Source organism: Pseudomonas azotoformans, from assembly GCF_900103345.1.
Lineage (GTDB): Bacteria > Pseudomonadota > Gammaproteobacteria > Pseudomonadales > Pseudomonadaceae > Aquipseudomonas > Aquipseudomonas azotoformans.
The window spans coordinates 6,621,154-6,646,832 of record NZ_LT629702.1; the positions used below are offsets into that span (position 1 = coordinate 6,621,154).

General features: G+C 60.3%; 24 protein-coding genes. 10 read left to right on the forward strand and 14 right to left on the reverse strand.

Going from position 1 to position 25,679, the window contains the following annotated elements:
• Nucleotides 1-56: 56 nt before the first annotated feature.
• Complete coding sequence (locus BLR69_RS30120; RefSeq protein WP_071496294.1) at nt 57-848, reverse strand: crotonase/enoyl-CoA hydratase family protein; 792 nt, start codon at nt 846-848, stop codon at nt 57-59.
• Nucleotides 849-1,271: 423 nt separating this feature from the next.
• Between BLR69_RS30120 and BLR69_RS30125 the strand changes: the two genes are divergently transcribed.
• Complete coding sequence (locus tag BLR69_RS30125; protein WP_058427958.1) at nt 1,272-2,945, forward strand: DEAD/DEAH box helicase; 1,674 nt, start codon at nt 1,272-1,274, stop codon at nt 2,943-2,945.
• A 75-nt stretch (nt 2,946-3,020) separates the two neighbouring features.
• On the opposite strand, the gene BLR69_RS30130 is transcribed toward BLR69_RS30125, so the two are convergent.
• The gene (locus tag BLR69_RS30130; RefSeq protein ID WP_071496293.1) at nt 3,021-3,788 is read right to left on the reverse strand and encodes a DODA-type extradiol aromatic ring-opening family dioxygenase; all 768 of its coding nucleotides are present in this window, start codon (nt 3,786-3,788) and stop codon (nt 3,021-3,023) included.
• Nucleotides 3,789-3,891: 103 nt separating this feature from the next.
• On the opposite strand from BLR69_RS30130, the gene BLR69_RS30135 reads away from it, so the two are divergent.
• Nucleotides 3,892-4,548 (forward strand): thiopurine S-methyltransferase, encoded by a 657-nt coding sequence (locus tag BLR69_RS30135; protein ID WP_071496292.1) that lies wholly within the window; start codon nt 3,892-3,894, stop codon nt 4,546-4,548.
• Nucleotides 4,549-4,697: 149 nt separating this feature from the next.
• Here the strand turns inward: BLR69_RS30135 and htpX are convergent, their stop codons facing one another.
• Both htpX and BLR69_RS30145 read right to left on the reverse strand, forming a co-directional pair.
• Nucleotides 4,698-5,585, reverse strand: a complete 888-nt coding sequence (gene htpX, locus BLR69_RS30140; protein ID WP_071496291.1) for a protease HtpX — start codon at nt 5,583-5,585, stop codon at nt 4,698-4,700.
• Nucleotides 5,586-5,889: 304 nt separating this feature from the next.
• Nucleotides 5,890-7,101, reverse strand: a complete 1,212-nt coding sequence (locus BLR69_RS30145) for a pyridoxal phosphate-dependent aminotransferase (protein WP_016978462.1) — start codon at nt 7,099-7,101, stop codon at nt 5,890-5,892.
• 201 nt (nt 7,102-7,302) lie between these two features.
• Between BLR69_RS30145 and msrB the strand changes: the two genes are divergently transcribed.
• The 3 genes from msrB to BLR69_RS30160 all read left to right on the forward strand — a co-directional run bounded on the left by msrB (nt 7,303) and on the right by BLR69_RS30160 (nt 8,876).
• Nucleotides 7,303-7,695, forward strand: a complete 393-nt coding sequence (gene msrB, locus BLR69_RS30150; RefSeq protein ID WP_071496290.1) for a peptide-methionine (R)-S-oxide reductase MsrB — start codon at nt 7,303-7,305, stop codon at nt 7,693-7,695.
• Nucleotides 7,696-7,914: 219 nt separating this feature from the next.
• Nucleotides 7,915-8,400: a glutathione peroxidase gene (locus BLR69_RS30155; protein WP_058427952.1), complete on the forward strand. Its 486-nt coding sequence runs from the start codon at nt 7,915-7,917 to the stop codon at nt 8,398-8,400.
• Nucleotides 8,397-8,876 (forward strand): MarR family winged helix-turn-helix transcriptional regulator, encoded by a 480-nt coding sequence (locus BLR69_RS30160; protein ID WP_071496289.1) that lies wholly within the window; start codon nt 8,397-8,399, stop codon nt 8,874-8,876. The genes BLR69_RS30155 and BLR69_RS30160 overlap by 4 nt, the downstream gene beginning before the upstream one ends.
• On the opposite strand, the gene BLR69_RS30165 is transcribed toward BLR69_RS30160, so the two are convergent.
• Nucleotides 8,830-11,139 carry a hybrid sensor histidine kinase/response regulator gene (locus BLR69_RS30165; protein ID WP_071496288.1) on the reverse strand — a complete coding sequence of 770 codons (2,310 nt, stop codon included), beginning with the start codon at nt 11,137-11,139 and terminating at the stop codon, nt 8,830-8,832. The genes BLR69_RS30160 and BLR69_RS30165 overlap by 47 nt on opposite strands.
• Before the next feature lie 163 nt (nt 11,140-11,302).
• On the opposite strand from BLR69_RS30165, the gene BLR69_RS30170 reads away from it, so the two are divergent.
• Together BLR69_RS30170 and BLR69_RS30175 are read left to right on the forward strand one after the other, a co-directional pair.
• A complete protein-coding gene (locus tag BLR69_RS30170; RefSeq protein WP_071496287.1) occupies nt 11,303-12,193 on the forward strand; it encodes an ATP-binding protein in 891 nt (296 codons plus the stop codon).
• Complete coding sequence (locus BLR69_RS30175) at nt 12,190-12,672, forward strand: GAF domain-containing protein (RefSeq protein ID WP_071496286.1); 483 nt, start codon at nt 12,190-12,192, stop codon at nt 12,670-12,672. Before BLR69_RS30170 ends, BLR69_RS30175 begins: the two co-directional genes overlap by 4 nt.
• 24 nt (nt 12,673-12,696) lie before the next feature.
• On the opposite strand, the gene BLR69_RS30180 is transcribed toward BLR69_RS30175, so the two are convergent.
• From BLR69_RS30180 to BLR69_RS30215, 8 genes are all read right to left on the reverse strand, one after another.
• Nucleotides 12,697-16,332 (reverse strand): transporter substrate-binding domain-containing protein, encoded by a 3,636-nt coding sequence (locus tag BLR69_RS30180; protein ID WP_071496285.1) that lies wholly within the window; start codon nt 16,330-16,332, stop codon nt 12,697-12,699.
• Between the two features lie 8 nt (nt 16,333-16,340).
• Nucleotides 16,341-16,967, reverse strand: a complete 627-nt coding sequence (locus BLR69_RS30185; RefSeq protein ID WP_071496284.1) for a response regulator transcription factor — start codon at nt 16,965-16,967, stop codon at nt 16,341-16,343.
• Nucleotides 16,968-17,216: 249 nt separating this feature from the next.
• Nucleotides 17,217-17,618, reverse strand: a complete 402-nt coding sequence (locus BLR69_RS30190) for a response regulator (protein WP_071496283.1) — start codon at nt 17,616-17,618, stop codon at nt 17,217-17,219.
• Nucleotides 17,619-17,790: 172 nt separating this feature from the next.
• Entirely contained in the window at nt 17,791-19,122 is a 1,332-nt protein-coding gene (locus BLR69_RS30195) for a deoxyguanosinetriphosphate triphosphohydrolase (RefSeq protein ID WP_058427944.1), read from the reverse strand.
• Between the two features lie 71 nt (nt 19,123-19,193).
• On the reverse strand, nt 19,194-20,357 hold the full coding sequence (locus tag BLR69_RS30200; RefSeq protein WP_071496282.1) for an EAL domain-containing protein: 1,164 nt from the start codon (nt 20,355-20,357) through the stop codon (nt 19,194-19,196).
• A gap of 93 nt (nt 20,358-20,450) precedes the next feature.
• Nucleotides 20,451-20,792 carry a hypothetical protein gene (locus BLR69_RS30205; RefSeq protein ID WP_071496281.1) on the reverse strand — a complete coding sequence of 114 codons (342 nt, stop codon included), beginning with the start codon at nt 20,790-20,792 and terminating at the stop codon, nt 20,451-20,453.
• The gene (locus tag BLR69_RS30210) at nt 20,789-21,172 is read right to left on the reverse strand and encodes a phage holin family protein (RefSeq protein WP_012723020.1); all 384 of its coding nucleotides are present in this window, start codon (nt 21,170-21,172) and stop codon (nt 20,789-20,791) included. Before BLR69_RS30210 ends, BLR69_RS30205 begins: the two co-directional genes overlap by 4 nt.
• A 3-nt stretch (nt 21,173-21,175) precedes the next feature.
• Nucleotides 21,176-21,490 (reverse strand): DUF883 family protein, encoded by a 315-nt coding sequence (locus BLR69_RS30215; RefSeq protein WP_010211812.1) that lies wholly within the window; start codon nt 21,488-21,490, stop codon nt 21,176-21,178.
• A 346-nt stretch (nt 21,491-21,836) separates the two neighbouring features.
• Here BLR69_RS30215 and BLR69_RS30220 point away from each other — a divergent pair, with 346 nt between their 5' ends.
• Complete coding sequence (locus BLR69_RS30220; protein WP_071496280.1) at nt 21,837-23,045, forward strand: ammonium transporter; 1,209 nt, start codon at nt 21,837-21,839, stop codon at nt 23,043-23,045.
• On the opposite strand, the gene BLR69_RS30225 is transcribed toward BLR69_RS30220, so the two are convergent.
• Nucleotides 23,032-24,756 (reverse strand): cation:proton antiporter, encoded by a 1,725-nt coding sequence (locus tag BLR69_RS30225; RefSeq protein WP_083365837.1) that lies wholly within the window; start codon nt 24,754-24,756, stop codon nt 23,032-23,034. The genes BLR69_RS30220 and BLR69_RS30225 overlap by 14 nt on opposite strands.
• A 252-nt stretch (nt 24,757-25,008) precedes the next feature.
• Here BLR69_RS30225 and BLR69_RS30230 point away from each other — a divergent pair, with 252 nt between their 5' ends.
• A complete protein-coding gene (locus BLR69_RS30230) occupies nt 25,009-25,245 on the forward strand; it encodes a glutaredoxin family protein (protein ID WP_071496279.1) in 237 nt (78 codons plus the stop codon).
• A gap of 73 nt (nt 25,246-25,318) precedes the next feature.
• Nucleotides 25,319-25,654: a hypothetical protein gene (locus BLR69_RS30235; protein ID WP_010565034.1), complete on the forward strand. Its 336-nt coding sequence runs from the start codon at nt 25,319-25,321 to the stop codon at nt 25,652-25,654.
• Nucleotides 25,655-25,679 lie beyond the last annotated feature (25 nt).

Sequence of the window (25,679 nt, forward strand, 5' to 3'; positions counted from 1 at the left end):
AATACATTCCCCTGTGGGAGCGGGCTTGCCCGCGAAGAGGCCATCACTGACGACGACTAAATACCTTTGAACACCCCTGGCCGCTTCTCGATCATCGCCCGAACGCCTTCTTTGGCATCCTCGCTATTCAGCAACGTGTTCACCATCGGCGGCAACGCCTCAGCCGCCACGGCTTCGCCTTCCATGCGCGCCAGCCGTGCCGACATCAACGTCGCCTGCACGCCCAGCGGCGCCTGACGCGCAATGCGGTTGGCCAGTTCGACGGCGCGGGGCAGCAAGTCCTCGCTGGCCATCACTTCCTGCACCAGGCCCAGGCGCAGGGCTTCATGGGCATCGAATTCGTCGCCGGTGAGCAGCCAGCGCATCGCATTGCCCCAGCCGGCGATCTGATGAAGGCGCAGCGTCGCGCCGCCGAACGGAAAGATCCCGCGCTGCACTTCCATCTGCGCAAAGCGCGTGTTGCTCGCGCACAAGTTGATATCGGCGGCCAGCATCAATTCGATACCGATGGTCAGGCAGTAGCCCTGGGCTGCGACGATCACCGGTTTGCTCACGCGCGGGCCGGCAAACACGCCCCACGGATCACAACCGCCCAGAGGCGGCTGCCAGCCACCGGCCATCACGCCGCTGACATTGGCCAGGTCCAGCCCGGCGGTAAAGTGGTCGCCATGGGCAAACACCACGGCCACCCGAGCGTCATCATTTCGATCAAATTCGCCATACGCCAGGCTCAGCTCATTGAGCAGGTCGAGGTCGAACGCGTTGCGTTTGGCCACCCGGTCCAGACCCAAAAGCAAGACATGACCCTGGAGTTCACGGCTGACGCGGCTGCTGCTGGCTTGATTCATCGGGTGTGCCCTCGGGCGCGGGGAAGGGTTTCGGACCAAAGGGCCGGAAAGGTCAGGTGAACCGTTTAAGCGTTATGACCAGCAGGGCCGGGCCTTTGAAAAATAGACCCTGCCGGTGTTATCTGCAAAGACTGTGACATAGCGCGGTTTATCAGCGCTTGGCGATAAAAAAAGCTCCCTTTTTCAGCTATTTCCGGTATAGTGCGCGCCGGCCTTTAACCGGGCCGCGTTTAGGTAGCGCAATTCCCCGAAGTCAGCTTCGGCTGCACGTCCGCATAGCGGACTCTCCCTTGACGAATCTTTTTCATTCATTCGTTTTCGCAAATCCCCGCCGACAAAGCAGCCAGGGCGACTCTTGAGTCTCAACACGGCATGCGCAGCTTTGGAGCATGGGTCTTTGCGGATGCACTTAGAGGCAGACCCATGACCCAGGAAACCGGCGGCTTCGCCGCTTTTAATCTTAACCCGAATATTCTTGCAGCCGTCGCAGCGACCGGCTACGAAGAACCTTCGGCGATTCAGCAGCAATCGATCCCGATCATCATGGCCGGCCAGGACATGATTGGCCAGGCGCAAACCGGTACCGGTAAAACCGCCGCGTTCGCCCTGCCTATCCTGCATTGCATCGATCCTGCCAAGCGCGAACCGCAAGCCCTGATCCTGGCGCCAACCCGTGAGTTGGCGCTGCAAGTAGCAACCGCTTTTGAAACCTACGCCAAGCAAATGCCAGGCGTTACTGTTGTGGCCGTTTACGGCGGCGCGCCTATGGGCCCACAACTTAAAGCAATTCGTAACGGCGCACAGATCGTTGTCGCCACTCCGGGCCGTCTGTGCGACCACCTGCGTCGTGACGAAAAAGTCCTGTCGACCGTGAACCACCTGGTTCTGGACGAAGCTGACGAAATGTTGAAGCTGGGCTTCATGGATGACCTGGAAGTCATCTTCAAGGCACTGCCACCGACCCGTCAGACTGTATTGTTCTCGGCCACCCTGCCGCAGTCGATCCGTGCCATTGCCGAACGCCACCTGCGCGATCCGCAACACGTGAAAATCCAGACCAAGACCCAGACCGTTACCGCGATCGAACAGGCTCACCTGTTGGTTCACGCTGACCAGAAGACCTCGGCTGTATTGAGCCTGCTGGAAGTCGAAGACTTCGACGCCCTGATCATGTTCGTGCGCACCAAGCAAGCGACCCTGGACCTGGCCAGTGCCCTGGAAGCCAAAGGCTACAAAGCCGCTGCGCTGAACGGTGACATTGCCCAGAACCAGCGTGAGCGCGTGATCGACTCCCTCAAGGATGGCCGCCTGGACATCGTTGTAGCGACCGACGTTGCTGCCCGTGGCCTCGACGTTCCACGTATCACCCACGTGTTCAACGTTGACATGCCGTACGACCCAGAGTCCTACGTGCACCGTATCGGCCGTACCGGCCGTGCCGGTCGCGAAGGTCGTGCACTGCTGCTGGTGACTCCGCGTGAGCGCCGCATGCTGCAAGTGATCGAGCGTGTGACCGGTCAGAAAGTTGCCGAAGTGCGCCTGCCGGATGCCCAGGCAGTTCTCGATGCCCGCATCAAGAAACTGACCAACAGCCTGGCGCCACTGGTGGCTGACGCTGAATCGACCCACGGCGACCTGCTGGACCGCCTGACCGCCGATATCGGTTGCACCCCGCGTGCCCTGGCTGCAGCCCTGCTGCGCAAGGCCACCAACGGTCAGGCCCTGACCCTGGCTGCTATCGAGAAAGAACGCCCACTGGTGCCGAACAGCGCGCCACGCGGTGATCGTCCAGAGCGTTCCGGCGATCGTCCAGACCGTGGTGATCGTGAGCGTCGCGCTCCGGTGCCATTGGCTGAAGGCCGTGCCCGTTGCCGTACCGCGCTCGGCGCGCGTGATGGCATCGCTGCCAAGAACCTGCTGGGCGCTATCCTCAATGAGGGTGGCCTGGCACGTGAAGCCATCGGTCGCATCCAGGTCCGTGACAGCTTCTCCCTGGTGGAGCTGCCGGAAGACGGTCTGGAAAAACTGCTGACCAAGCTGAAAGACACTCGCGTTGCTGGTAAGCAGTTGAAGCTGCGTCGCTACCGCGAAGATTGATCCGCCCTTGGGCTGATTGATCGCACATAAAAAATCCCCGACTGGTTCGGGGATTTTTTTTGCCTGAAGCTTGCCTTAGCCGAAGCGGTAGATGTCCATGCCCAGCGCGCCCATGGTGAATCCCTGGTGTGCCACGCTGAATTCGCCACCGGCACCACGTGCAAAGTACAGCGGCAGCAAGTGTTCATCGCTGGGATGGCTGCGCACGGCATTCGGTGCCAGGCGGCGATAGTCGTGCAGCGCGGTTTCATCGTTGGCTGCCAGCTTATCCACCACCCAATCGCGGAAATCCCGCGCCCATGGTTCGATGCTCTCCGGCCCCGCGTGCCAGTCCAACTCGCCCAGGTTGTGGGTGATGCTGCCAGAGCCGATCAACAACACACCTTGCTCACGCAGGCCCGCAAGGGCATGCCCGACGCGGGTCTGTAGTGCAGGGCCCATGCGACTCGGCAGGGAGACCTGCACCACCGGGATATCCGCCGCTGGGTACATCAGCGACAGCGGCACCCAGGTGCCGTGGTCGAAGGGGCGACGGTCATCGATGCGCGCATTCAGGCCATCGGCGTGCAGCAGCTCGACAATCTTGCCGGCCAGCTGCGGGTCGCCCGGGGCCGGGTACTGCACGGCAAACAGCTCGCGGGGGAAGCCGCCGAAGTCGTGCCAGGTTTCGGGCGCGGCGCTGCCGCTGACCAGGAGTTCAGGGCTTTCCCAGTGCGCCGACACCACCACGATTGCCTGGGGCCGTGGCAGCTCGGCCGCTAGCCGTTGCAGCGCCGGGCCACTGGCGCCGGGTTGCAGGGCGAGCATGGGCGATCCGTGGGAGATAAACAGGCTGGGGAACATAAGTAGGGTCCTGAGCGTTAACATGGGCCCATCTTCAATCAGATCATTGATCTAAATCTAATATAAGTTTTAGTGCCTTTTGATCGAATTTTCAGGGTGATGTATGGAGCCTAAATTTTGGCAAGACCGCTGGGCAAGCAACCAGATCGGCTTTCACCAACCCAAGGTCAATCCGTATCTACAACGACATTGGCCGCAGCTGGCCCTGGCCGAGGGCGCGCAGGTGCTGGTGCCCTTGTGTGGCAAAAGCCTGGACTTGATGTGGCTGGCCAGCCAGAGGCTGCGAGTATTGGGTGTGGAACTGTCGGAGCAGGCGGTCGAGGCGTTTTTCAACGAACAGGACCTTGTGCCCCGTATCACGCAACGGGGCACCTTTGCGGTATACCAGGCGGGCCTGATCGAGGTGTGGTGTGGCGACTTTTTCGCCCTTGATGCCGAGGCGCTGACCGATTGCGCTGCGCTTTATGACCGCGCTGCCCTGATCGCCTTGCCGCCGCTGATGCGTGTTCGGTATGCCGAGCACCTGAACAGCCTGTTGCGTCCAGGTTGCGAGGGGCTGCTGATCACCCTCGACTATGACCAGACGCAAAAAGCCGGACCTCCTTTTGCGGTGAACGATGACGAGGTGAAGGTGCTGCTGGGCGCGCACTGGGCCTTGGAAATGCTGGAAGAGCAAGACATCCTGGGCGAGAGCTGGAAGTTCGTGCAGGACGGCGTCACCCGGCTGGATGAGCGGGTGTATCAGTTGACCAAGCGCTGAATTTTCCATCGCTATCGGGGGCAAGCCCCCTCCCACTTTTGATGTGTGAACGCATGCAAAATGTGGGAGGGGGCTTGCCCCCGATGAGGCCTTCAGACCTGCAAAAAAGGGGCGATCAGATCGCCCCTTTTTTGTGTTGCTGTCGCCTGTCAGCCCCGACGACGCAGTGCGTCGATCCGCTCTTCCAGCGGTGGGTGGCTCATGAACAGGCGAGCCATGCCCTGCTTGATGCCGCCATTGATGCCAAAGGCGGTCAGGCTGTCCGGCATGTGCACCGGCAGGCCTTGTTCGGAACGCAGGTGTTGCAGCGCTGCGATCATGGCACCGGTACCGGCCAGGCGTGCTCCGGCTTCGTCTGCACGGAACTCCCGTTTGCGCGAAAACCACATGGTGATCGCGCTGGCCAGGAAACCCAGCACCACTTCGGCGAATATGGTCGCCACGAAGTAGGCAATGCCGCGGCCGCCTTCATTCTTGAAGATGACCTTGTCGACAAAGTTGCCGATGATCCGTGCGAAGAACATCACGAAGGTGTTCACCACGCCCTGGACCAACGCCAGGGTGACCATGTCGCCGTTGGCCACGTGACCGATTTCGTGGGCCAGCACGGCCTTCACTTCATCGTACGAGAAGCGTTCCAGCATGCCCTGGCTGACCGCAACGAGTGCGTCGTTCTTGTTCCAGCCGGTGGCAAAGGCGTTGGCTTCATAGGCCGGGAAGATCCCGACTTCAGGCATCTTGATGCCGGCCTCGCGGGACAACTCCTCGACGGTCTGCAGCAACCATTGCTCATGCCGGGTACGTGGCTGGGTGATGACCTGGGTGCTGGTGCTCATCTTCGCCATCCACTTGGAGATGAACAGCGAGAACAGCGAGCCGGCAAAACCAAAGACCGCACAGAAAACCAGCAGCTGATTGAGGTTCAGGTCAACCCCGTTGGCCGCCATGAACCCGTTGAAGCCGAAAAGGCTCAAGGTGATGCTGGCAATCAGCACGACCGCAAGGTTAGTGGCCAAGAACAGCAGGATGCGCATCATGGTTGTAGAGTTCTCCTCATGCTTAATATGTCGCGTACTGCGGGGTATATAAGGTGCCGCATGGGGTGATTCAACCGAGCGACTATTTCAAACTGTGTCCTACAGCCGGAATGTAGAGGCTTGAAGGGAATTTCCGATAGGGAAAAGGTAGTTTGATCGGTTCAGCGTTGCCTTGAAGCCCCGTAATTATAGGGGGCAGGTCGCTTTTTCGGCGCCAGTGACGTGGCAAGGCAGAAGAGGGGCAGAGAAGTGTTGCCAGATACTCGCCGTACGACCGATTGTCGGTCGTACGGCGCCATTTCCCTTACTGGCGATAGGACTTCAGGAAGTTGCCGATACGACCGATGGCCATGTCCAGGTCATCCACACGCGGCAAGGTCACTACGCGGAAGTGATCCGGCCACGGCCAGTTGAACGCGGTGCCTTGCACCACCAGCAGTTTTTCCGACAGCAGCAGGTCGAGCACGAACTTTTCGTCGTTGAGGATCGGGCATACCTTGGGGTCGATCCGCGGGAACGCATACAGCGCTCCCATGGGTTTTACGCAGCTGACGCCTGGGATCGCATTGAGCAGTTCCCAAGTGCGGTTGCGCTGCTCCAGCAGGCGGCCTTGGGGCAGGACCAGGTCATTGATGCTCTGGTAGCCGCCCAGGGCGGTCTGGATGGCGTGCTGGCTCGGCACGTTGGCACACAGGCGCATGTTGGCCAGCATGTCGATGCCTTCGATGTAGCTCTGGGCGTTGTGCTTGGGACCGGAGATGGCGATCCAGCCGGAACGGAAACCCGCCACGCGGTAGGATTTGGACAGGCCGTTGAAGGTCAGGCACAGCAGGTCTGGCGCCAGGGAGGCAGTGCATACGTGCACGGCGTCATCGTAGAGGATCTTGTCGTAGATCTCGTCGGAGAACACCACCAGGTTGTGCTGGCGTGCCAGCTCGAGCATGCCCAGCAGCACTTCCTTGGAGTACACGGCGCCGGTCGGGTTGTTCGGGTTGATGATTACCAGCGCCTTGGTGTTCGGGGTGATCTTGGCCTTGATGTCGGCCAGGTCCGGGAACCAGTCGGCGCCTTCGTCACACAGGTAGTGCACCGGGTGGCCACCGGCCAGCGTCACGGCGGCGGTCCACAGCGGGTAGTCCGGCGCCGGTACCAGCACTTCGTCGCCATTGTTGAGCAGGGCCTGCATGGACATCACGATCAGCTCGGACACGCCATTGCCCAGGTAGATGTCCTCGATGCCGACACCTTCGACCTGCTTCTGCTGGTAGTACTGCATGACGGCCTTGCGCGCACTGAACAGGCCTTTGGAGTCGCTGTAGCCTTGGGCAGTGGGCAGGTTGCGGATCACGTCCTGGAGGATTTCGTCCGGCGCTTCGAAACCAAAGGGCGCCGGGTTGCCAATGTTCAGCTTGAGGATGCGATGGCCTTCCTCTTCCAGGCGTTTGGCGTGCTTGAGCACTGGGCCGCGAATGTCGTAGCAGACGTTGGCGAGCTTGTTCGATTTGCTGACCTGCATGGCGATGTGATCCTGAAAATGAACGATCCAGACGGTGTGGGCACTACCGTACTGTGAATCCTGCGAAGGCCGCACCCATAAATACGTTTGAATGCCGGTTGCGCGGGTGCCAGACTGGCGTTTGAAGAGGCGCAATCATACGTGCCGCCTGATCCATGGAAAAGACACAGATCAGGCTTTTTCAGTTGCCGAGGTGTACCGATGGAAAAGTTGCAGAAAACCGTTGAAGAATGGAAGGCAATGCTCGATCCGGAGCAATACAACGTGTGCCGTCTCAAGGGCACCGAGCGGCCGTTCAGTGGCAAGTACAACGGGACCAGGACGGACGGCGTGTATCACTGCATTTGCTGCAGTGAGCCGCTGTTCGACTCCAGCGCCAAGTTTGACTCAGGGTGCGGCTGGCCGAGCTTCTACGAGCCGATCGCCGACAGCGCGATGATCGAAATCCGTGACGTGAGCCACGGCATGATCCGCACCGAAGTCACCTGTGCCAAATGCGATGCGCACCTGGGGCACGTGTTCCCGGACGGCCCGCCGCCGACTGGCCTGCGTTATTGCATCAATTCGGTGTGCCTGGACCTGGTTCCTCGGTAATTGAAGTACTCCGGACCTCTGCAGGAGCGAGCTTGCTCGCGAAAATCGTCAATGATTACGCGGGCATGCTCGGTAAACGCAGTGCCCTTGAGTTTTTAGCGAGCAAGCTCGCTCCTACAGTGGTTAAGGGTGATAGCACATCATAATTTTGCTCAATTCAATTGCATGCAATTAAGTTGAGCGCTATTTTTTCTGCTTTCTCGCTATCGAGGCATTGCCATGAGCAACAACCTGCTGAGCATCCCTTGCACCACCATCAAGGGTGAGCAAAAGACCTTGGCCGATTTCGCCGGCAAGGCCATCCTCGTGGTCAACACGGCGAGCAAGTGCGGCTTCACCCCACAGTACAAAGGCCTGGAGCAACTCTGGCAGCAGTACAAGGACCAGGGTTTGGTGGTATTGGGGTTTCCTTGCAACCAGTTCGGCAAGCAAGAGCCCGGTAATGAAGGGGCAATTTCCGAATTCTGCGAGCTGAATTTCGGCGTTAGCTTCCCGCTGTTCAAAAAGATCGACGTGAATGGCAGCGACGCCCACCCACTGTTCGTGCAACTGAAAAAGCAGGCCCCGGGCTTGCTCGGCTCCAAGGGGATCAAGTGGAACTTCACCAAGTTTCTCATTGGCCGTGACGGTCAGGTGGTCAAGCGCTTTGCCCCGACCACCAAGCCGCAGGACCTGACCCAAGAGATCGAAGCCCTGCTCAAATGACCGTCTCCCTGGCCCTCGACCATCAACTGTGCTTCAAACTGTACGCCGCTTCCCGGGCAGTAACCCGAGCCTACAAGCCGATGCTGGATCAATTGGGCCTGACTTACCCGCAATACCTGGTGATGCTGGTGTTGTGGGAGTGGCATGACGCAACGCCGATGCAGCCAACAGTGAAGGCCTTGGGTGAACGGCTGATGCTCGACTCTGGCACGCTAACGCCGCTGCTCAAGCGCCTTGAGCAGTTCGGGTGGGTCAGGCGCCAGCGCAGCGCCAGGGATGAACGCGAGGTGCATCTGGGCCTGAGTGAACGTGGCGTGCAACTACGCAACCAGACCCACGGCCTCAAGACCCGGCTGCTCTGTAACAGCGGCATTGACCTGAACCAGGCCGACACGTTGCGCGACGGTCTGGACCAGTTGCTCCGACAGATTAGAGATTTGTCGCCTTCGGCACCCACAGGTCCAGCAGACCGCTGAGCTCCTCGCGGCGAAACGGCTTGGCCAGGTAGTCATTCATGCCTGCGGCTCGGCAACGCTCGCGTTCTTCGGACAGGGCGTTGGCGGTCAGCGCGACGATCGGCAGGTCCGGCCAGCGCCCGCTGCGACGGATCTGCCGGCTGGCCTCGTAGCCGTCCATCACCGGCATATTGCAGTCCATCAACACCATGTCGAAGCGTTGTTCCTCAAGCAGCCTGAGTGCTTCGCCACCGTGGGCGGCCACGATCACCTCACACCCCAGTTTGCTGAGCATGCCCTTGGCCACCAGTTGGTTGACCGGATTGTCCTCCACCAGCAGGATGCGCGCCCGGTGCATCAGGGGCGCGGCTTCTATCTGGATCGGGTCGAGGATCAGTTGCGCCTCGCTACGCAGGTTGCGTTGCAGGATCTGATACAGCGCGTTGCGGCTCAACGGGCGAGCCTGTTGCTGCAACGGCGCCAGTGCCGCGACTTCTTCGCTGGGCATGAAATTGCCATAGGCGGTTACCAGCAGGATCGGCGCGGTAATGGCGGGGCGCAGGCGGAACAGGCATTCGGGGCAGTCGGTGATCAGCAACTCCGGGGTTAGCCCGCTCAAGTCATCGTCTTGCGTGTAGCAGTGCGGTGTCAGTCCCCAGTGGGGCAGTTGGGTGGTGAGCAGCTCCTTCAGGCCACTGCCGGCACTGGTAATGGCGATGACGTCACCCTTGAGCGGTGTGGGTTGCACCGCAGGCAAATGGATCGGCAATGGCAGGTCGGCGCAGAACTGGCTGCCGAAGCCCACCTCCGAGCTGATGCTCAAGCGGCCCTGCATGGCTTCGCACAGGTTATGCGTCAACGCCAGGCCCAGCCCCGTGCCGCCAAACTGACGGGTGATGCCGGCACCGGCCTGAGTAAAGGGTTGGAAGATTTTCACCTGGGCTTCCTGCGCAATACCGATGCCGGTATCACACACCTCGATGCGTACTCGGCCCTCCTGCGCACTGAGGCGAACGTCCACACGACCAAAGCGGGTGAATTTCAAGGCGTTGGACAGCAGGTTGCTGACAATTTGCCTGACGCGGGTCGGGTCGCCCAAGACCTGGGCAGGAAACTGCGGGTCGATCAGGCAGGTCAGTTCGACGCTCGGCGCCGCGTTCTGCGACAGCAGGTTAGCAGTGTCCTCCACCAGTGAACCCAAATCGAACGGGATGCGCTCCAGCTCCAACTGGCCGGCGTCGAACTTGGACAGGTCGAGGATATCGTTGAGCAGCTCCACCAGCACTTTGCCCGAGTCATGGGCTATGGACAGTTGCTGGCGTTGCTCGGCGTTGAGTGGGCTGTCCAGCGACAGCGCGATCATCCCCAGCAGGCCATTGAGCGGGGTGCGAATTTCATGGCTCATATTCGCCAGGAAGGCTGCTCGCGCCTGGGCCATGCCCAGTGCATGCATCTTTGCGGCCTCCAGTTCATCGTTGGACTGGCTCAACCGCTGGTTGCTGGCCTTGAGCTCCAGGGTGCGGGCAGAGACGATATTTTCCAGTTGTCCCAGGTACTCGGTCAGCCGATCTTCGGCATGACGGCGTTGCTGGATCTCCGTCTCCATGTTTTCGAATTGTTGGTTGGCGACGTTCACCAGCACGCCAATTTCGTCGTGCTCGTGGCCTGGCGGGCAGTCCAGGCGCGCCTGCCGGCGATTGCTCAGCTCGCGGATGATGCGCACCAGCGGCTGGGTCAACATCACGTAGAACAGGCCCAGCAGGATGCCAGTCAGCAACAGGCTGCGGGCGAAGCCGTTGAGCAGCGTGATCTCGGCACGGCGCAGAAAGCGGCTGCCAAAGGCGTAGGTGTCCACATCCAGGCGCAGCACGCCGAGGGACTCGTTGGGCATGTGACTGAGGAACAGTCGGTCCTCAAACTGGCGGTTGGCACCGAACAGGAAGTCGCTGATAGGACGGTAGGTGCTTTCTTTGCGCGGGCGGTCGACATCGGCCAGCACCACGCCATTGTTGTCGATCAACTGGGCGTGAGCGATGGCGGGGGAGTGCAAAAGGCCCAGGGTCAGTTCCTGCGCCAGTTCGGCGTCGATGTTGTAGGCGATGCGTGACGCGGGGTTGTGGCTGATTTCGATCAGCGAGCGAATTTCACGGTTGATGGATGCGTCTTCGCTGGCATAATCGATACCGATTTGGATCAGGCTGAGCAAGGTTCCCAAGACGAAACCGACCAGCACAGTCAATCTGGCTTGTTTATAAGACAAGCGGTGGGCGAACTTGATATCCATCGAGTGTTGAACCACTTCACGTTTCCCTTCGCCCGGCAAGCATAGCTGAACATCCACAAGCTCTGGCTTACCCGGCATGAATCGTTTTTTACGCAGCCTCGTGCGGTCTGCCGCAGGGTTGCCAATACGCCATCTTTTGCAAGAACTTGCCAGAGGAATAATCGTGGACTCTCGATTGAATGCCTTTCTTGAACGGGCTGAAACCGTGCTCGCCCGCCTGGAGCCGTTGTTGCCCGCGCCGCGCCAAGCCATCGATTGGAACCAGTGCCTGGCTGCGCGCTGGCAGCGTGAAGGCCGCAGTGGTTATCTGCTGCCGTTGGATGTGAGCCTGGAAATGCGCCTCTCCGACCTGATTGGCGTGGACAAGCAACGTGAAACACTGGCGCGCAATACCCAGCAATTCATCGACGGCCTGCCGGCCAACCATGCACTGCTGTGGGGTTCGCGCGGTACCGGCAAATCGTCCATGGTGCGCGCCTTGCTGGCCCAGCATGCCAAGGCGGGCCTGCGCCTGATCGAAATCGAGCGCGACCATCTCGCTGATCTGCCGCGTGTGGTCGAGCAACTGCTCAAGCTGCCACAGCGGTTTATCCTGTTCTGCGATGACCTGTCGTTCGAGGCTGGCGAAGGCGATTACCGCGTGCTGAAAAGCGTGCTGGACGGCTCCCTGGAACAGGCCCCGGAAAACGTGCTGTTGTACGCGACCTCCAACCGCCGCCACCTGGTCCCGGAGAACCAGAGCGATAACGACAACTGGAAACGCGTGGATGGCGAACTGCACCCCAGCGAAGCGGTGGAGGACAAGATTGCCTTGTCCGACCGTTTTGGCCTGTGGCTGTCGTTCTATCCGTTCACCCAAGAGCATTTCCTGGATGTGGTGGAGCACTGGATCGGCGAGTTGGCGAGCAAGGCCGGTTTGCAGTGGCAGCGCGATGAAGCCCTCGACATCCTCGCCGTGCGCTGGGCGACCGGTCGCGGCAACCGCAACGGCCGCTGCGCGTACCAATTTGCCCGTTACTGGGTAGGCCTTAAATTGTTGGAGATTCAACCATGATCGATCTACAAAGTGCGGGCACTGGCCTGGATGGCTATGCGATGCTCTGCGCGCAACTGGAGTCGCTGCTGGCCGATGAACGTGATTTCATCGCCAACAGCGCGCAGTTCTCCGCGTTCCTGTTCAATCAGCTGGACGACTTGAACTGGGCCGGCTTTTACCTCAACCGCAACGAAGAACTGGTGCTCGGACCGTTCCAGGGCCAGATCGCCTGTGTGCGCATTCCCTTCGGTCGCGGTGTTTGCGGGGCGGCGGCCGCAACGCGGCAAACCCAGCGGGTGGAGGATGTGCATGCCTTTCCCGGGCACATTGCCTGCGACAGCGCATCGAACAGTGAGCTGGTGGTGCCTTTGGTCAAGGACGGCAAGCTGATTGGCGTTCTTGACCTCGACAGCCCATCACTCGCACGCTTTACGCTCCAGGACCAGGCGGGCATTGAACAGCTGGCGGCGATTTTCCTGCGTCTGACCGACTGCTGATCACGCAAGGGGCAGCAATGCCCCTTACTGACCCTCCGGGCTATGGAGCTGCACTTGCAGCAACCTCTCCAGTTCCAGCATGAACTTTTCCAGGGTTTTCGCACCCGCCTCGATTAACGTCCAGTCATCGCCACGGGCACACGCCTGTTCGAGGGTTTCGCACTGCCCGGCCAATGAGGCCGCCTGAACAATACGGGCGGCACCCTTGATCTTGTGGGCCTGCTCAATGATTTCCTGGAGTGGGGCGTGCGCGGTTATCAGCGCAATCAGTGCCTGGCGATCATGTCGACTGCTGCTCAACAGCTCTTCCAAAAGGCGCCAGCTCAATTGTGGATCGCCGCCGGTCAGTGCCTCGAAGTTGCCAAGGTCCAGGTGCAGGTTGACGGTTTGAGATGCTATCTGCGCCAGTTGCCGTTCCAGGGTCGTGAGACTGATGGGTTTGAACAGGCAGTCGTTCATGCCGGCCTGAGCGCAGCGTTGTTTCTCTTCAGGCTGTGCATTGGCGGTAAACCCAAGTACCACGCAGGGTGCCAATTGCTCGCGCTGCTCGTATTCGCGGATCGAACGGCTCAACTCGTAGCCATTCATGATGGGCATATTGCAGTCGGCGATGACCAGGTCGAAGCGTTCCTTACGCCAAGCCTGGAAACCGGCGGCGCCATTCTGGGCTGCCGTGAACTGGTGGCCCAGGTAGCCCAGTTGCTGGCACATCAGCAAGCGGTTGGCGGGATGGTCGTCCACCACCAACACATTGAGTACCGGCGTGGTTGCGGGCTTCTCGGGTTTCTGTTCATCGGCTGCCTCTTCCGGCTGCAGTCGCGGCATTCGCAGGTTGACATGCACCTGGGTGCCCACCATGGGCACACTGCTCAGGCTCAGTTCTCCACCCATCATTGCGCACAGGCTGCGGCAGATCACCAGCCCCAGACCCGCACCGCTCCTGGCAAGCTGCCCGGAATTGTCGGCCTGGGCAAAGGGTTCGAACAGGCGTTTCTGGTCATCCCGGCTAATGCCTATCCCGGTATCCTCCACCACCAGCTTTATCTCGACCTGTTGTGCCAGTTCGGTGGGCAATACTTCGACGCGGATTTTTACCTGGCCACGCTCGGTGAACTTGATGGCATTGCTGATCAGGTTGGACAGTACCTGCTTGAAGCGCAGCGGGTCGATCAAGACTTCGGTGTCGTCCTGGTCGGGTTTGAACTCAAGGGACAGGCTGAGGGTTTTCTGGCGTGCCAGGCCGTCGAAGACACGCACCACCGACTCGATCACCTCACGCAGGTTGACCCGTTCCGGTGCCAGGCTCAGGCGGCCGGACTCGATACGTGCGATGTCCAGGATATCGCCGATCAGCTCCAGCAGGTCCTTGGCCGAGTTGTAGGCGACTTCGATGGCCGGGCGATCAAGATGGCCATGGTCGGCGCGTTTGAGGGTCAGCTCCAGCATACCGATCACCGCATTCATCGGCGTGCGTATTTCATGGCTCATGGTTGCGAGGAACGTACTCTTGGCCCGATTGGCTTCGTCGGCACGTTCCTTGGCTGCGCGGATCTCATCGAACAATTGGCGGCGCTCGCTGATGTCAATCCAGCCACCGATGATCCCTTGCACCTCCCCGGTAGAGTCGCGGTAAGGCAGGATCCAGTGATAGATCGTCAGTTTTTTCCCGCGAATATGCAGGGTACGGTCCAGGACCAGCGGGTTGCCTTCGGCCATTACCCGCTGGTAGTCGGCATGGTACTGCTCCGCGTCCGTCTCCAGGGCTTCGCTCATCTGCAGGGCGCTTTTGCCGATCACATCCTCGCGCTTGACCTCAAACACTTGCAGGTAGCTGTCGTTGCATGTCTGCAGCAGGCCTTTACGATCACGCACATAGATGGGGTGCGGGGTTTCATTGACCAGCGCGCGCATGAATTCGAACTGATCGTTGAGGGCGCGCTCGGCCATCTTGCGGTGCTTGATCTGACGACGCATGTAGGCGTTCCAGGCCAGGGAGATCAGCAGTAGCAGCCCGGTGCCGATGATGATACGGGCTATCAGTTGGTGGTAGTCGCGCCAGTAGCTGTCGGAGGCGGCGGTGTAGCCCCGCCAGCGGCTGTTGATCACCCCCAGTTCATCCGGGGCGATGCTCAGCAAGGCCTTGTCGAGAATCGAGCTGAGTTCGGTGGCACTGCGCGATGTGGCCAGGGCGAACATGGCCGGGAAGGTGCCGATGCTCGTACTCATCTGCAACTTGTCCTGGAACACCTGGGACGATAGGAAGTAGTTGGCGACCACCAGGGAGTTCACCGCGCCTTCCACGTGTCCCTGGGCCAACAGTTCCGAAGCCTTGAAGGTGTCGCTCGCTTTTACCAGTTGGACCTGGGGAAAGTCGCGACGAAGGATAGTCTCCAGAGGGTTGCCCGGCGTGATTGCCAAGCGTTTGCCGGCCATCTGCTCCAGGTTCGAGGGCGCATCGGGTTCTTTGCGTGTCAGCAGGACGTAGGAGTTTTCCAGGTAGGGCCGGCTGAAGTTCAGTTGCGCCTCCCGCTCGGCGCTGGGCACGATGGCCCCGATGATATCGGCCTTGCCGGTGTCCACCTGCTCGATCATTGCGTTGACGTCGCGTTCGCGCTGGATCTCGAAGCGCAACCCGGTGCGCAGGCGGACCAACTCCAGCAGGTCGGCGGTGATGCCGCGGAAGTTGCCATCGGCATCGAAAAAGGTCAGGGGTGCGAAGGTTTCATTCACGACCACCTTGACTACCGGATGGTCTTTCAACCAGCGCTCTTCGCGTTGGGTCAGTTGCAGCTTCTGGTCGGACAGCAAGATGTCGCTGCCGGCACTCCAGCGCTTGGCGATCATTTCCCGTTCGTTCATGGGCACGGTGGTCAGGACTGCGTCAACAATACTCAGGAGGGTGCGCTGATGCTGGGGCATGGCGAAGCTGAACCCGTAGGCTTCGTGTTTACCGAAGTTGGCCATGCGGATGTTCTTCAGGTAGCCCTTGTTGATCATGTAATGGGTGGAAATGGTATCGCCGAGGAACACGTCTGCCTGGTCGAACGCCACTGCATTCAAGGCATTTTGATAAGAGGGGTAGGCGCGGATGATTGCCTGGGGGTACAGCTTTTCCACCTCGTCCAGGGGCAGGTAATGGTAGACCAGGGCCAGGCGCATGCCAGCCAGGCCATCGTTCAGGCTGCGGGTTTCACCTTCGCGTGTGACCAGCACTGGTTGGTCGACGGCGTAGGGTTCGGACAGCGTGAGGTTCGGGTTCGCCGCCTCGAAGCCGTTGGAGGAGCCCAGTAAATCGATGTCCCCGATTTCAAGCGCACGGATGGCCGCCTCACGGGAAGGGTAGCGCAATACTTTCACTGGCAAGGCCAGCGCCTTGGCCAACAGGCCGGCGTAATCAGCGGTAAGCCCTTCGTAGTCCCGACCGCTGGACGTGAGATCGAACGGAGGATAGTCAGGGGCCGCAGTGCCCAGTACCAGTTCGCGCTTGTTTTGCAGCCACTGGCGTTGGGTCTTGTTAAGGTTGGTTTCCAGTTGAACGGAGCCTGCTCGGCTCAACAAGGTGAAATGTTCCGGGCCCGTTTGATGGTTCGCGAGCACGGCGGTGCTGAAGCACAAACCGGCACTCAATATAATCAGATAGTCCTTTATACGCCTGGGCATCCGCTTTCTCACACTAGCGCGTTTCGTTTTGCCATCTCGATAAGTTCTACCAAGGATTTGGCTTGAAGTTTTTGCATCAGCCTCTTTTTGTAAGTGCTTACTGTTTTGTTGCTCAGAAACATACCTTTTGCAATTTCCTTGTTGGTGCGGCCTTGTGCAAAAAGTTGCAACACCATAAGTTCGCGGTCGTTGACGTTCTTGAACAGTTCAAGTTCCTGGGAGTCGCAGCCGTCTGCACCGCTGCTGTTCAGTGCCTGGCTGGGGAAGTAGTTGTAGCCGGACAACACCGCACGGATGGCGCTCAGCAATTCGCTCAGGTCGCCTTCCTTGCACACGTAGCCGTCGGCGCCCGAGCGCATGCAGCGTGTGGCGAACAAGGTGGGGGACTGGGCCGTCAGGATCAGGGTTTTCATGTGCGTGTTCATGGCGTTGAACCGGCAGAGCACCTCGAGCCCGTCGAGCTTGGGGATGCTGATATCGAGGATGATGAGGTCAGGCAGGCATTCGCGGACCATTTGTATGGCATCGCATCCGTTGTCCGTTTCTCCCACCACTTTGTAACCTTCGTGTTCCAACAACATTCGGATGGCAAGCCGTATAACCGGGTGGTCATCGATAATAAAAACTGAGTTCATGATCACATTCCGTGCAAGTGCAAATAAAGCGGGCACATTAGCTCAGAAGCGGAGTCGGGAGCATGAGCGCAGGGGGGTGTAGATATAAAACAGGAAAATTCCTACATTAAAAAAGGTAAAAGCCTACCAGTTGCTCAGGCTGTGCGAAGTGATGTGTCAGCGCTTTGGAGGTGAATGAATTAAATGTCGCCGCTATGGAATTAACTGGCCCGGCGCAGTGCTTTTTCTTGGGGACTGACGTTTAAAATCCTACATATGTAACCGAAATAATGGGCAGACCAAAAGAGCCAGCTCATCTTTGTTCAGCGGCTTTGACAAGTAGCCGAGCAATGGCAGGCCACGGTCTACCGCTTGGGCTATCAGGGTGGCGAGTTCTGTCGGGGGCAGTCCGCTCAGAAGGATGGCGGTTGTGGTAAAGCGTCGGCGACTGGCAATTTCAATCAGTTCGAGCCCCGGCAAATCGGGCAGGCATTGGTCGCACAGGATGATGTCGAAGGGCACCTCGGCCTGCGACATCAAACAGATTGCCTGTTCGGCGCTTTCGGCAGGGGTCACCCATGGGAAGCCGAAGCTTCTGAGCAGGCACTGGGTTGCAAGGAGTTGAAAGGGATGATCCTCCACCAGCAGGATACGAAGCGGATAACTGGGCATTGGGGGGCACACGGTGAGTCAAGCGTCGATGGAGGGCGCGTAGGAACAGTTCGCCTGGGTCGCCCGGAGCGTGCGTGATTATTCATCGGGTACGTGTGCGAATTCGATCAGGCCGCTCTGTTACCGTCGTAGGTCGATTCCTTTCAGGCAACAGGCAGCTTGGTCGTATTTGTTATTGGGGGCTGGAGCGCCCGGTCATTTCCCGAGCCATTTCGGTGGCGTAGCTGTCGGTCATGCCGGCGATGAAGTCGATCATGCGCAGGAACGAGGCGTGCAGAGGCCATTGAGGGTTCGGCGCGTTGTTACCCAGCAGGTCGAGAATGCGCCGATTCTTGAACGACGGCGTACGCCCGCCATGCTGCTCCAGGGCTGCACCGCAAAAGGCATTCAGCAGAATTTCCAAGGTGGTGTAGGCGCCGATTTCATGCAGGGTCTTGCGCTTGTCCTGGAAGATCTTCTTGCGCGCCATGTCCTTGGCATCCAGCACGCAGCGTTTGGCCGGGCCATGCATGTGTTCAACCAGGTCGCCGGGCAGGGTGCCGGCGAGCAAGGCATCCTGTTGTTCGACAAAGGCCCGCGCGGCGGCGTTGGTCAGATGTTCGATAGCCTTGCCCCGCAGGATCGCCAACTTGCGCCGCCGGGAGTCCTGCGCGCCGAGTTGGCGATAGGTCTGCGGCAGGTCATCGCCTACCAGGTCGAGCAGCAGCGATTCGACTTCGGTGTACTCCAGCAACTCCATTTCCAGGCCATCTTCCAGGTCGATCAAGGCGTAGCAGATGTCATCTGCTGCCTCCATCAGGTACACCAGCGGATGCCGGGCCCAGCGCTGTTCTTCGAGTTGCGGCAGGCCGAGCTTGTGGGCGATCTGTTCGAGGATCGGCAGTTCGCTCTGGTAACAGCCGAACTTGTGTTTCTTGTAGCCCAGGGAGTCGGCGTGGCGGGCGGTCCAAGGGTACTTCAGGTAAGTGCCCAGGGTGGCGTAGGTCAACCGCGTGCCGCCGTCGAACTGGTGATACTCCAACTGGGTGAGCACGCGGAAGCCTTGGGCGTTGCCTTCGAAGTTGAGGAAGTCATTACGCTCGGCGCTGCTCATGTCATCCAGCCAGCCGCGTCCTGCGGCCTGCTGGAACCAATGGCGGATGGCGTCTTCGCCGGAGTGCCCGAATGGCGGGTTGCCGATGTCATGGGCCAGGCAGGCGGATTGGACGACCATGCCCAGGTCGCTCGGGTCGCACCAGTCGGGCAGGGCGCTGCGCAGGGTTTCGCCGACGCGCATGCCGAGGGAGCGGCCCACGCAGCTGACTTCCAGGGAGTGGGTCAGGCGCGTGTGGATGTGGTCGTTGCTGGAGACCGGGTGCACTTGGGTCTTGCGTCCCAGGCGGCGAAATGCGCCGGAGAAGATAATACGGTCATGGTCTTTGTGAAACGGGCTACGGCCCAGTTCTTCCGGGCTGTGCAGCGGTTTACCTAGACGTTCGCGAGTCAGCAGGGTGGGCCAATCCAAGGCGGGTACTCTCCGTGCGGTGAATGACCCTCCCAGCTTCCCGGTTCAGCGCGGGCTGGGCAAGCGAAAATCTACAGCCCGGCCGCGTCGATATCGATTAACAGCAAACGCTGACCGTTATCAAAGAATTGTCCGGCGGTGAGGCAATACTGGTTGGTGGTCGCGTCGCGGTAGGTCGAGGAGAGGGTCAGACGGCGCTCGTCCCACCCTTCGGCCAACAGGTGGTAGAAGTACGGGCGCCACGACCAGTTGTGGCCCAGATAAAGGCTGTCGGCCTGCCAGGCGTCCTGGCGCCATTCGAAGTTGGGCGTCAGCTGAGTGCCGTGTCGGTCGCATTGGTAGAAGCGCAGCAGCCAGGGGAAAGCCGGCAGTTGGGGCAACTGGCTCAGCGGCGCTTGTGCCTGAGCCCAGGTTTGCAGGATTTTCATCAGCTCGCCCAATTGCTGGCGCAATTGCATGATGCGCCCGCGTTCCGCCAGTTTTTGCTGAACGTAGGCTGTGCGCAACTGGGCAAAGCGTGGCACGAAGGCGTCGGCGGCAAACCAGTCCAACTGTGCCTGGGCAAACAGATAGCCCTGCACATACCGCGAGCCGCACTCCAGGGCGAAGCTCAACTGTGCTTCGGTTTCCACGCCTTCGGCAATGATCCAGCAGCCGGTTTTCTCGGCCATCTGTGCCAGCGCCCGCACCACTTCGCTGCTCGGCCCACCGCGGGCGGCTTCCTGGAACAGGCGCATGTCCAGCTTGAGAATGTCCGGTTGCAGCGCCAGCACCCGGTCGAGCTGGGAATAGCCAGCGCCGAAGTCATCGATGGCTATGCGCGCACCCGCCTGGCGATAACGTGCTACCACGTCGGCGAGGCGTTGGATGTCGCCACCCAGTTCGGTGATCTCGAACACGATCCGCTGCGGGTCGACACCGTGGCTATGAATCTGTTTCAGGCTCGGCAGGGCTTGGCCCGGACGCAGGCGGTTGATCCAGCGCGGCGAGATGTTCAGGCTCAGGAACCAGTCGGCGGGCGCTTCATGCAAGCGGCTCAGGGCATTGTCGCGAATCTGCCTGTCGAGACGGCGCAAGGTCACGCCCGGGGTGCGCGGGTCGGCGAACAGCGGTCCCACCGATTGCAGGCGCCCGTCGGCCTGGCGCAGTCGGCCGAGGGCCTCGACGCCGGCGATGCGGCCGGTGGCGGTATCGATAAACGGCTGGAAGCAGGCGAGCGGTTGCCCGTCGATCACGGGGCCTCCTTAAGCGAGGTGGCTGAAAAAAGGCCCGGCCCTCGAAAACGAGGGTCGGGCCGATTCTGTTAGCAAGAATGCAGCCAGCCAGGCTCAACGTTTGCGCGAAGTGCCCTGCATGGCCAATTTGATCAGCGGGATCAAGCCGGCACCGAGACGCACCAGGCGTGTCAGGCTGCTGATCCCCCCGCCCTTGGCGCCTTTGCCGGTAAAAAAGCCCATCAGCGTCACCGCAGCCACGCCCCACAGCGGCGCGTGCTTGATGCCCAGGCTGTCTTGCCAGTTACTGCCCAGGTGGCGCACCTTGTTCAACGGCAGCATCAATTGCTGGGACTCGTGGCGGATTTCCTGCCGGTGCATTTCCATGCGCAGGCGGATCAACGCCTTGCGCATTTCCCGCCGTGACGTGTTTTTTGGCATTTCAGTCAGGCTCATGGCAGCAAACGCTCCCGATCATTGGCCAGTTCTTCGAGGGTGGCGTGGAACGGCGTGGATTCATCGAACACCGCCGCTTTCAAGCGCACTCCGCAAAAGGCTGCGGCCAGGCTGTAGAACACGCAGAGGCAGATGATCCCGGTCAGGCGGTAGCCGGTGTCCCACACCAGGATCATCACCAGCGTCGACAGCCCCACCAGCAACAGCAGTGCAAACACCAGCGCCAGGCCGGCAAACAGCAGCAGGCTGACGGTGCGGGCCTTCTGTTCCTGCAATTCGATGCCAAACAATTCGACGTGGCTGTGCAGCAAGCCCAGCACGGCCGCGCCCAGACGCCTTGAGGTAGTGCCCGTGGACGAGCCAGTTTCGCCGATAGACATGATTTAGCGCCTTGTGGCCAGCAGGCCGATCAGAAAGCCCACGCCGGCGGCAATGCCCACCGACTGCCAAGGGTTGGCTTGAACGTAATCTTCAGTCGCAGTGACCGCCGCCTGGCCGCGTTCGCGCAGCGAGTCTTCGGTCAGTTGCAGGGTTTCGCGGGCCTTGAGCAGGCTTTCGTGGATCTTGCTGCGCAGCTCATCGGCCTGGTCACCTGCCAACACCTTGGTGTCATCCAGCAACTTTTCGGTGTCGCTGACCAGGGTTTGAAAATCCGCCATCAGTATTTCTTGAGCAGTCTTTGCAGTTCTTCTGGCCATGGGTATCTCCGTGATGGGCTGTTTTGTACTAGTGGTTTCGAGTCACCGGCGTCGGTGAAGGTTCAGTGCAATTGTGTGGTACAGCTTTTGCTTTGCCTTGGTGCGCAGGCCTTGGTGCCTGCGCTGAATCCGGGCGGTCGGGCAGGAAGCCTTGAAAAACCTTACCCTAAATAACTCAAACTCGCGGAAAAACCCTGTCGGCAACGGCCTGTTGTGTTGATCGCTGCGCTAAATCGGTTCATGCCCTCTGAAGAGGGGTGGGACCGGCGGTGCCAATTTAGTGCGTGCAACCCAGGTTTGAACCGCTTTGGTGCTTTTTGCCTTTACTGCAGGCCTGCCAACCTCCATGGAAAATGTGCAAAGCGCGGTGGACACCCTGATCCACAGCTCCAACACCCTGTTTATCCTGATCGGCGCGGTCATGGTCCTGGCCATGCACGCCGGCTTCGCGTTCCTCGAAGTCGGCACGGTGCGCCAGAAGAACCAGGTCAACGCCTTGTCGAAGATCCTCAGCGACTTCGCCATCTCCACACTGGCCTATTTCTTTATAGGCTATTGGATCTCCTACGGGGTGAGCTTCATGCAACCGGCGGCGGTGATCAGCGCCGACCATGGCTACGGCCTGGTGAAGTTCTTCTTCCTGCTGACCTTCGCGGCGGCGATCCCGGCGATCATTTCCGGGGGCATTGCCGAGCGGGCACGGTTTGCGCCGCAACTCTGCGCGACGGCGTTGATCGTGGCGTTTATCTACCCGTTTTTCGAAGGCATGGTGTGGAACGGCAATTTCGGTCTGCAGGCCTGGCTGCTCGCGACCTTTGGCGCCAGCTTCCATGACTTTGCCGGCTCGGTGGTGGTGCACGCCATGGGCGGCTGGCTGGCGCTGGCGGCGGTGTTGCTGCTTGGCCCGCGCAACGGGCGCTATCGCGAAGGGCGCCTTGTGGCGTTCGCGCCGTCGAGCATTCCGTTCCTGGCATTGGGGTCGTGGATCCTGATTGTCGGCTGGTTTGGCTTTAACGTGATGAGTGCGCAAACGTTGAATGGCGTCAGTGGTCTGGTGGCGGTCAACTCGCTGATGGCCATGGTTGGCGGCACCGTCGCGGCCTTGATCATTGGCCGCAACGACCCGGGTTTCCTGCATAACGGCCCGCTGGCCGGGCTGGTGGCCATTTGTGCGGGTTCCGACTTGATGCACCCGGTGGGCGCACTGGTCACAGGGGCCGTCGCCGGTGGTGTGTTCGTATGGTTTTTTATCGCCGCCCAGGATCGCTGGAAGATCGACGACGTGCTGGGCGTGTGGCCGTTGCATGGCCTGTGCGGCGTGTGGGGCGGCATTGCCTGTGGCATCTTCGGCCAGACGGCGCTGGGTGGCCTGGGCGGTGTCAGCCTGGTCAGCCAGTTGATCGGCACCGCCCTTGGCGTGTTGGTCGCGCTGGCCGGCGGCCTGCTGGTGTACGGCGTGATCAAGCGCGTTTACGGGCTGCGTCTGAGCCAGGAAGAGGAGTATTACGGCGCGGACCTGTCGATCCATAAAATCGGCGCGGTCAGTCAGGATTGATCGGCTCGTCTGCCTGGCGATAAAAACCGTGCAGCAGGCGGTAGCGGTTCTGTCGTACTTCATCGACCCGCGCCTGCACGTGTTGGTCCGGCAGGCCCAATAGAATCAGGGCGTGGGAGGCAAGCATCAGGCTTGACTCCAATAGTTCGGGCACCACTTCGCTGGCGCCTGCGGCCTTCAGCTCAGTCAGTTGGCTGTCGTCGCGGGTGCGTACCAGGATCGGCACTTCGGTGTTGATCCGGCGTGCTTCCTTCAACACCACCAGCGCGACATCGGTGTTGTCCACGGCAATCACCACCAACCGTGCGCGCTCCAGGCCGACCGCACTGAGCAATGCGCCACGCCGGCAATCACCGTAGTGCACGCTGCTGTCTTCGGTGGCGGCTTCCTGTACCCGTTCCGGGTCGTCATCCAGAGCGATGAACGCCTGTTGTTCCTTGCGCAGAAAGCGCCCGATGGATTGGCCGACGCGACCATAGCCGCAGATCACCGCGTGGCCGTGCAGCTCGGCGTTGAGCGCGGTGATCGCTTCCAGTTGCACTTGCTGGTTGGGCTTGCGGTGCAGGCGCAAGGCAATGCCCGGCGCGGCACGCAGCAGCAGGGGTGTCAGCAGCATCGAGCAGAAGGTGGCGGCGAGCAGCAAGCCGTTGAATTCATCCGGGATCAGTCGGCTCTGCTGCATCTGTGCCATCAACGCAAAGCAGAACTCGCCGCCCTGGGCCAGTGCCAGGCCGCTGCGCCAGGCGGTTTCGCTGTCGCTGCCGCGCAGCTTGACCAGCGCGGCGACCACGCAGCCTTTGACCAGCATCAGGGTGAGGGTCAGGGCGAGGATCAACAGACTGTGGCTGACGAACAGTTGCAGGTCGATGAGCATGCCGATGCTGACGAAAAACAGCCCCAGCAGAATGTCGCGAAACGGGCGGATATCTGCCTCGATCTGATGGCGGTAGTGGCTTTCTCCCAACAACATTCCGGCCAGGAACGCGCCGAGGGCAGGGGAGAGCCCCAGCAGGTGCGTGAGCCAGGCCGTCAGCAGCACAATCACCAATGCCAGCAGTACGAACAGCTCCGCCGAATGGGAGGCTGCGACTTCATGGAACAAGCGCGGCAACAACCAGCGACTGGCCAGCAACAGGCCGACAAACAACACCACGGTCTTGCCCAGGGTCAGTGGCAGCGCCCAGTACCAGGCCTGTTCGCCGGTGCCGGCAAACACCGGTACCAGGGTCAGCAACAGCACCGCCACCACATCCTGGAACAGCAACACGCCGATCGCGTTCTGGCCGTGGCTGCTGAAGATTTCGCCGAGGCTGGTCAACTCCTTGCTGACGATGGCCGTGGATGACAGCGCCAGCCCTGCGCCCAGCAACAACGCGATACCCGGCGCCACCCCCAGGATCATCAACAAGATGCCCAGCAGTGCCCCGCAGCCCAGCACCTGCAGACTGCCCAGGCCGAACACCACGCGGCGCAGGGCGAGCATCTTGGTCAGGGAAAATTCCAGGCCCAGCGAGAACAGCAAGAACACCACGCCCAGTTCGGCGAGGTCGGGCAGCTCTTCGCTGTCATTCACCCAGTCCAGCGCGGTAGGTCCTACGGCCAGGCCGACGCACAAGTAGCCCAGCACCGGCGGCAGTTGCAGCCGGCGAAACAGCGCAATCACCACCAGGGATGAGGCCAGAATGATCAGCAGGTTGGCAAACACACGCATCTCCGTTGCAAGGGGCAGGCAAAAAGCCGCGAGAATCGCTGAAACAGTTATAGGCCATGGTGACCTGGGTCAGGGTTTTACGTGCAATGGGTTTCCTGTAGAAGCGAGCTTGCTCGCGAAAAACGTTAACGATGACGCAGTGCTATCAGGTAACCCGCGTTGCCTATTCGTTCTTCGCGAGCAAGCTCGCTCCTACAGTGGGCGGTGTTTGGCTTAGAATGTTGGCCTACTTTCTGATCAGGTCCATTCGTCATGCTTCCTGAATGCCAGCTGTTCGGCACCCTGGGTTGCCATCTGTGTGAAGTCGCCGAAGCCGAAATCATGCCGCTCGTCGAACACGGGTTGCTGGTGGAGCTGGTGGATATTGCCGACCCCGACGACCTGACCGAAGCCTACGGCCTGCGGATTCCGGTACTTCGCCGGGTGGACACCGGGGCGGAACTGGATTGGCCATTTGACTCACAACAGGTCGTGGCCTTCCTTCGTTGAGTTTATGCGATGGCAGGTTTCCAAATATTACGTTACTGTATGTTTGTACAGCGATTGAATAGAGGGAACGCCCGTGGTGAATGTCGAACAACTGAAAAGCAGCGTCAATCGCATGTCCGCCGATGTCGTGCGCGACGCGGTGAACGAGCTGCGCCTCGATGGCCTGGTCACGGAAGGCAAGACGCCGTTCAACAAAGTGCATTTCAATACCTGCTTTGCCGAGATCGAGGCGCTGTTCCAGCGCGCCGGTTACCACAAGCAGCTGGATGTGGTGGGTTACCAGGGCTTGTTGTACGCGTTGTACGATCCAGGCCGCTGGGAAGCCGTGGACGTGCTGCGCTGGCTCAAGGAATTCACCGAGGCCGCGAGTGCCTCGCCGATCCTGCGGGCGGAGTTGGCCAAGGCCTGAATCCGCCCTAGGCTCAATCCCGCTC

Excerpts from the sequence above, each read along its gene's own strand:
- BLR69_RS30120 (WP_071496294.1), bottom strand. The coding sequence starts at position 848 with ATGAATCAAGCCAGCAGCAGCCGCGTCAGCCGTGAACTCCAGGGTCAT.
- htpX (WP_071496291.1), bottom strand. The coding sequence starts at position 5,585 with ATGATGCGCATCCTGCTGTTCTTGGCCACTAACCTTGCGGTCGTGCTG.
- BLR69_RS30165 (WP_071496288.1), bottom strand. The coding sequence starts at position 11,139 with ATGGATATCAAGTTCGCCCACCGCTTGTCTTATAAACAAGCCAGATTG.
- BLR69_RS30155 (WP_058427952.1), top strand. The coding sequence starts at position 7,915 with ATGAGCAACAACCTGCTGAGCATCCCTTGCACCACCATCAAGGGTGAG.
- BLR69_RS30145 (WP_016978462.1), bottom strand. The coding sequence starts at position 7,101 with ATGCAGGTCAGCAAATCGAACAAGCTCGCCAACGTCTGCTACGACATT.
- BLR69_RS30180 (WP_071496285.1), bottom strand. The coding sequence starts at position 16,332 with ATGCCCAGGCGTATAAAGGACTATCTGATTATATTGAGTGCCGGTTTG.
- BLR69_RS30130 (WP_071496293.1), bottom strand. The coding sequence starts at position 3,788 with ATGTTCCCCAGCCTGTTTATCTCCCACGGATCGCCCATGCTCGCCCTG.
- BLR69_RS30185 (WP_071496284.1), bottom strand. The coding sequence starts at position 16,967 with ATGAACTCAGTTTTTATTATCGATGACCACCCGGTTATACGGCTTGCC.
- BLR69_RS30175 (WP_071496286.1), top strand. The coding sequence starts at position 12,190 with ATGATCGATCTACAAAGTGCGGGCACTGGCCTGGATGGCTATGCGATG.
- BLR69_RS30230 (WP_071496279.1), top strand. The coding sequence starts at position 25,009 with ATGCTTCCTGAATGCCAGCTGTTCGGCACCCTGGGTTGCCATCTGTGT.
- BLR69_RS30205 (WP_071496281.1), bottom strand. The coding sequence starts at position 20,792 with ATGAGCCTGACTGAAATGCCAAAAAACACGTCACGGCGGGAAATGCGC.
- BLR69_RS30215 (WP_010211812.1), bottom strand. The coding sequence starts at position 21,490 with ATGGCCAGAAGAACTGCAAAGACTGCTCAAGAAATACTGATGGCGGAT.
- BLR69_RS30160 (WP_071496289.1), top strand. The coding sequence starts at position 8,397 with ATGACCGTCTCCCTGGCCCTCGACCATCAACTGTGCTTCAAACTGTAC.
- BLR69_RS30225 (WP_083365837.1), bottom strand. The coding sequence starts at position 24,756 with ATGCGTGTGTTTGCCAACCTGCTGATCATTCTGGCCTCATCCCTGGTG.
- BLR69_RS30125 (WP_058427958.1), top strand. The coding sequence starts at position 1,272 with ATGACCCAGGAAACCGGCGGCTTCGCCGCTTTTAATCTTAACCCGAAT.
- BLR69_RS30210 (WP_012723020.1), bottom strand. The coding sequence starts at position 21,172 with ATGTCTATCGGCGAAACTGGCTCGTCCACGGGCACTACCTCAAGGCGT.
- BLR69_RS30190 (WP_071496283.1), bottom strand. The coding sequence starts at position 17,618 with ATGCCCAGTTATCCGCTTCGTATCCTGCTGGTGGAGGATCATCCCTTT.
- BLR69_RS30135 (WP_071496292.1), top strand. The coding sequence starts at position 3,892 with ATGGAGCCTAAATTTTGGCAAGACCGCTGGGCAAGCAACCAGATCGGC.
- BLR69_RS30220 (WP_071496280.1), top strand. The coding sequence starts at position 21,837 with ATGGAAAATGTGCAAAGCGCGGTGGACACCCTGATCCACAGCTCCAAC.
- msrB (WP_071496290.1), top strand. The coding sequence starts at position 7,303 with ATGGAAAAGTTGCAGAAAACCGTTGAAGAATGGAAGGCAATGCTCGAT.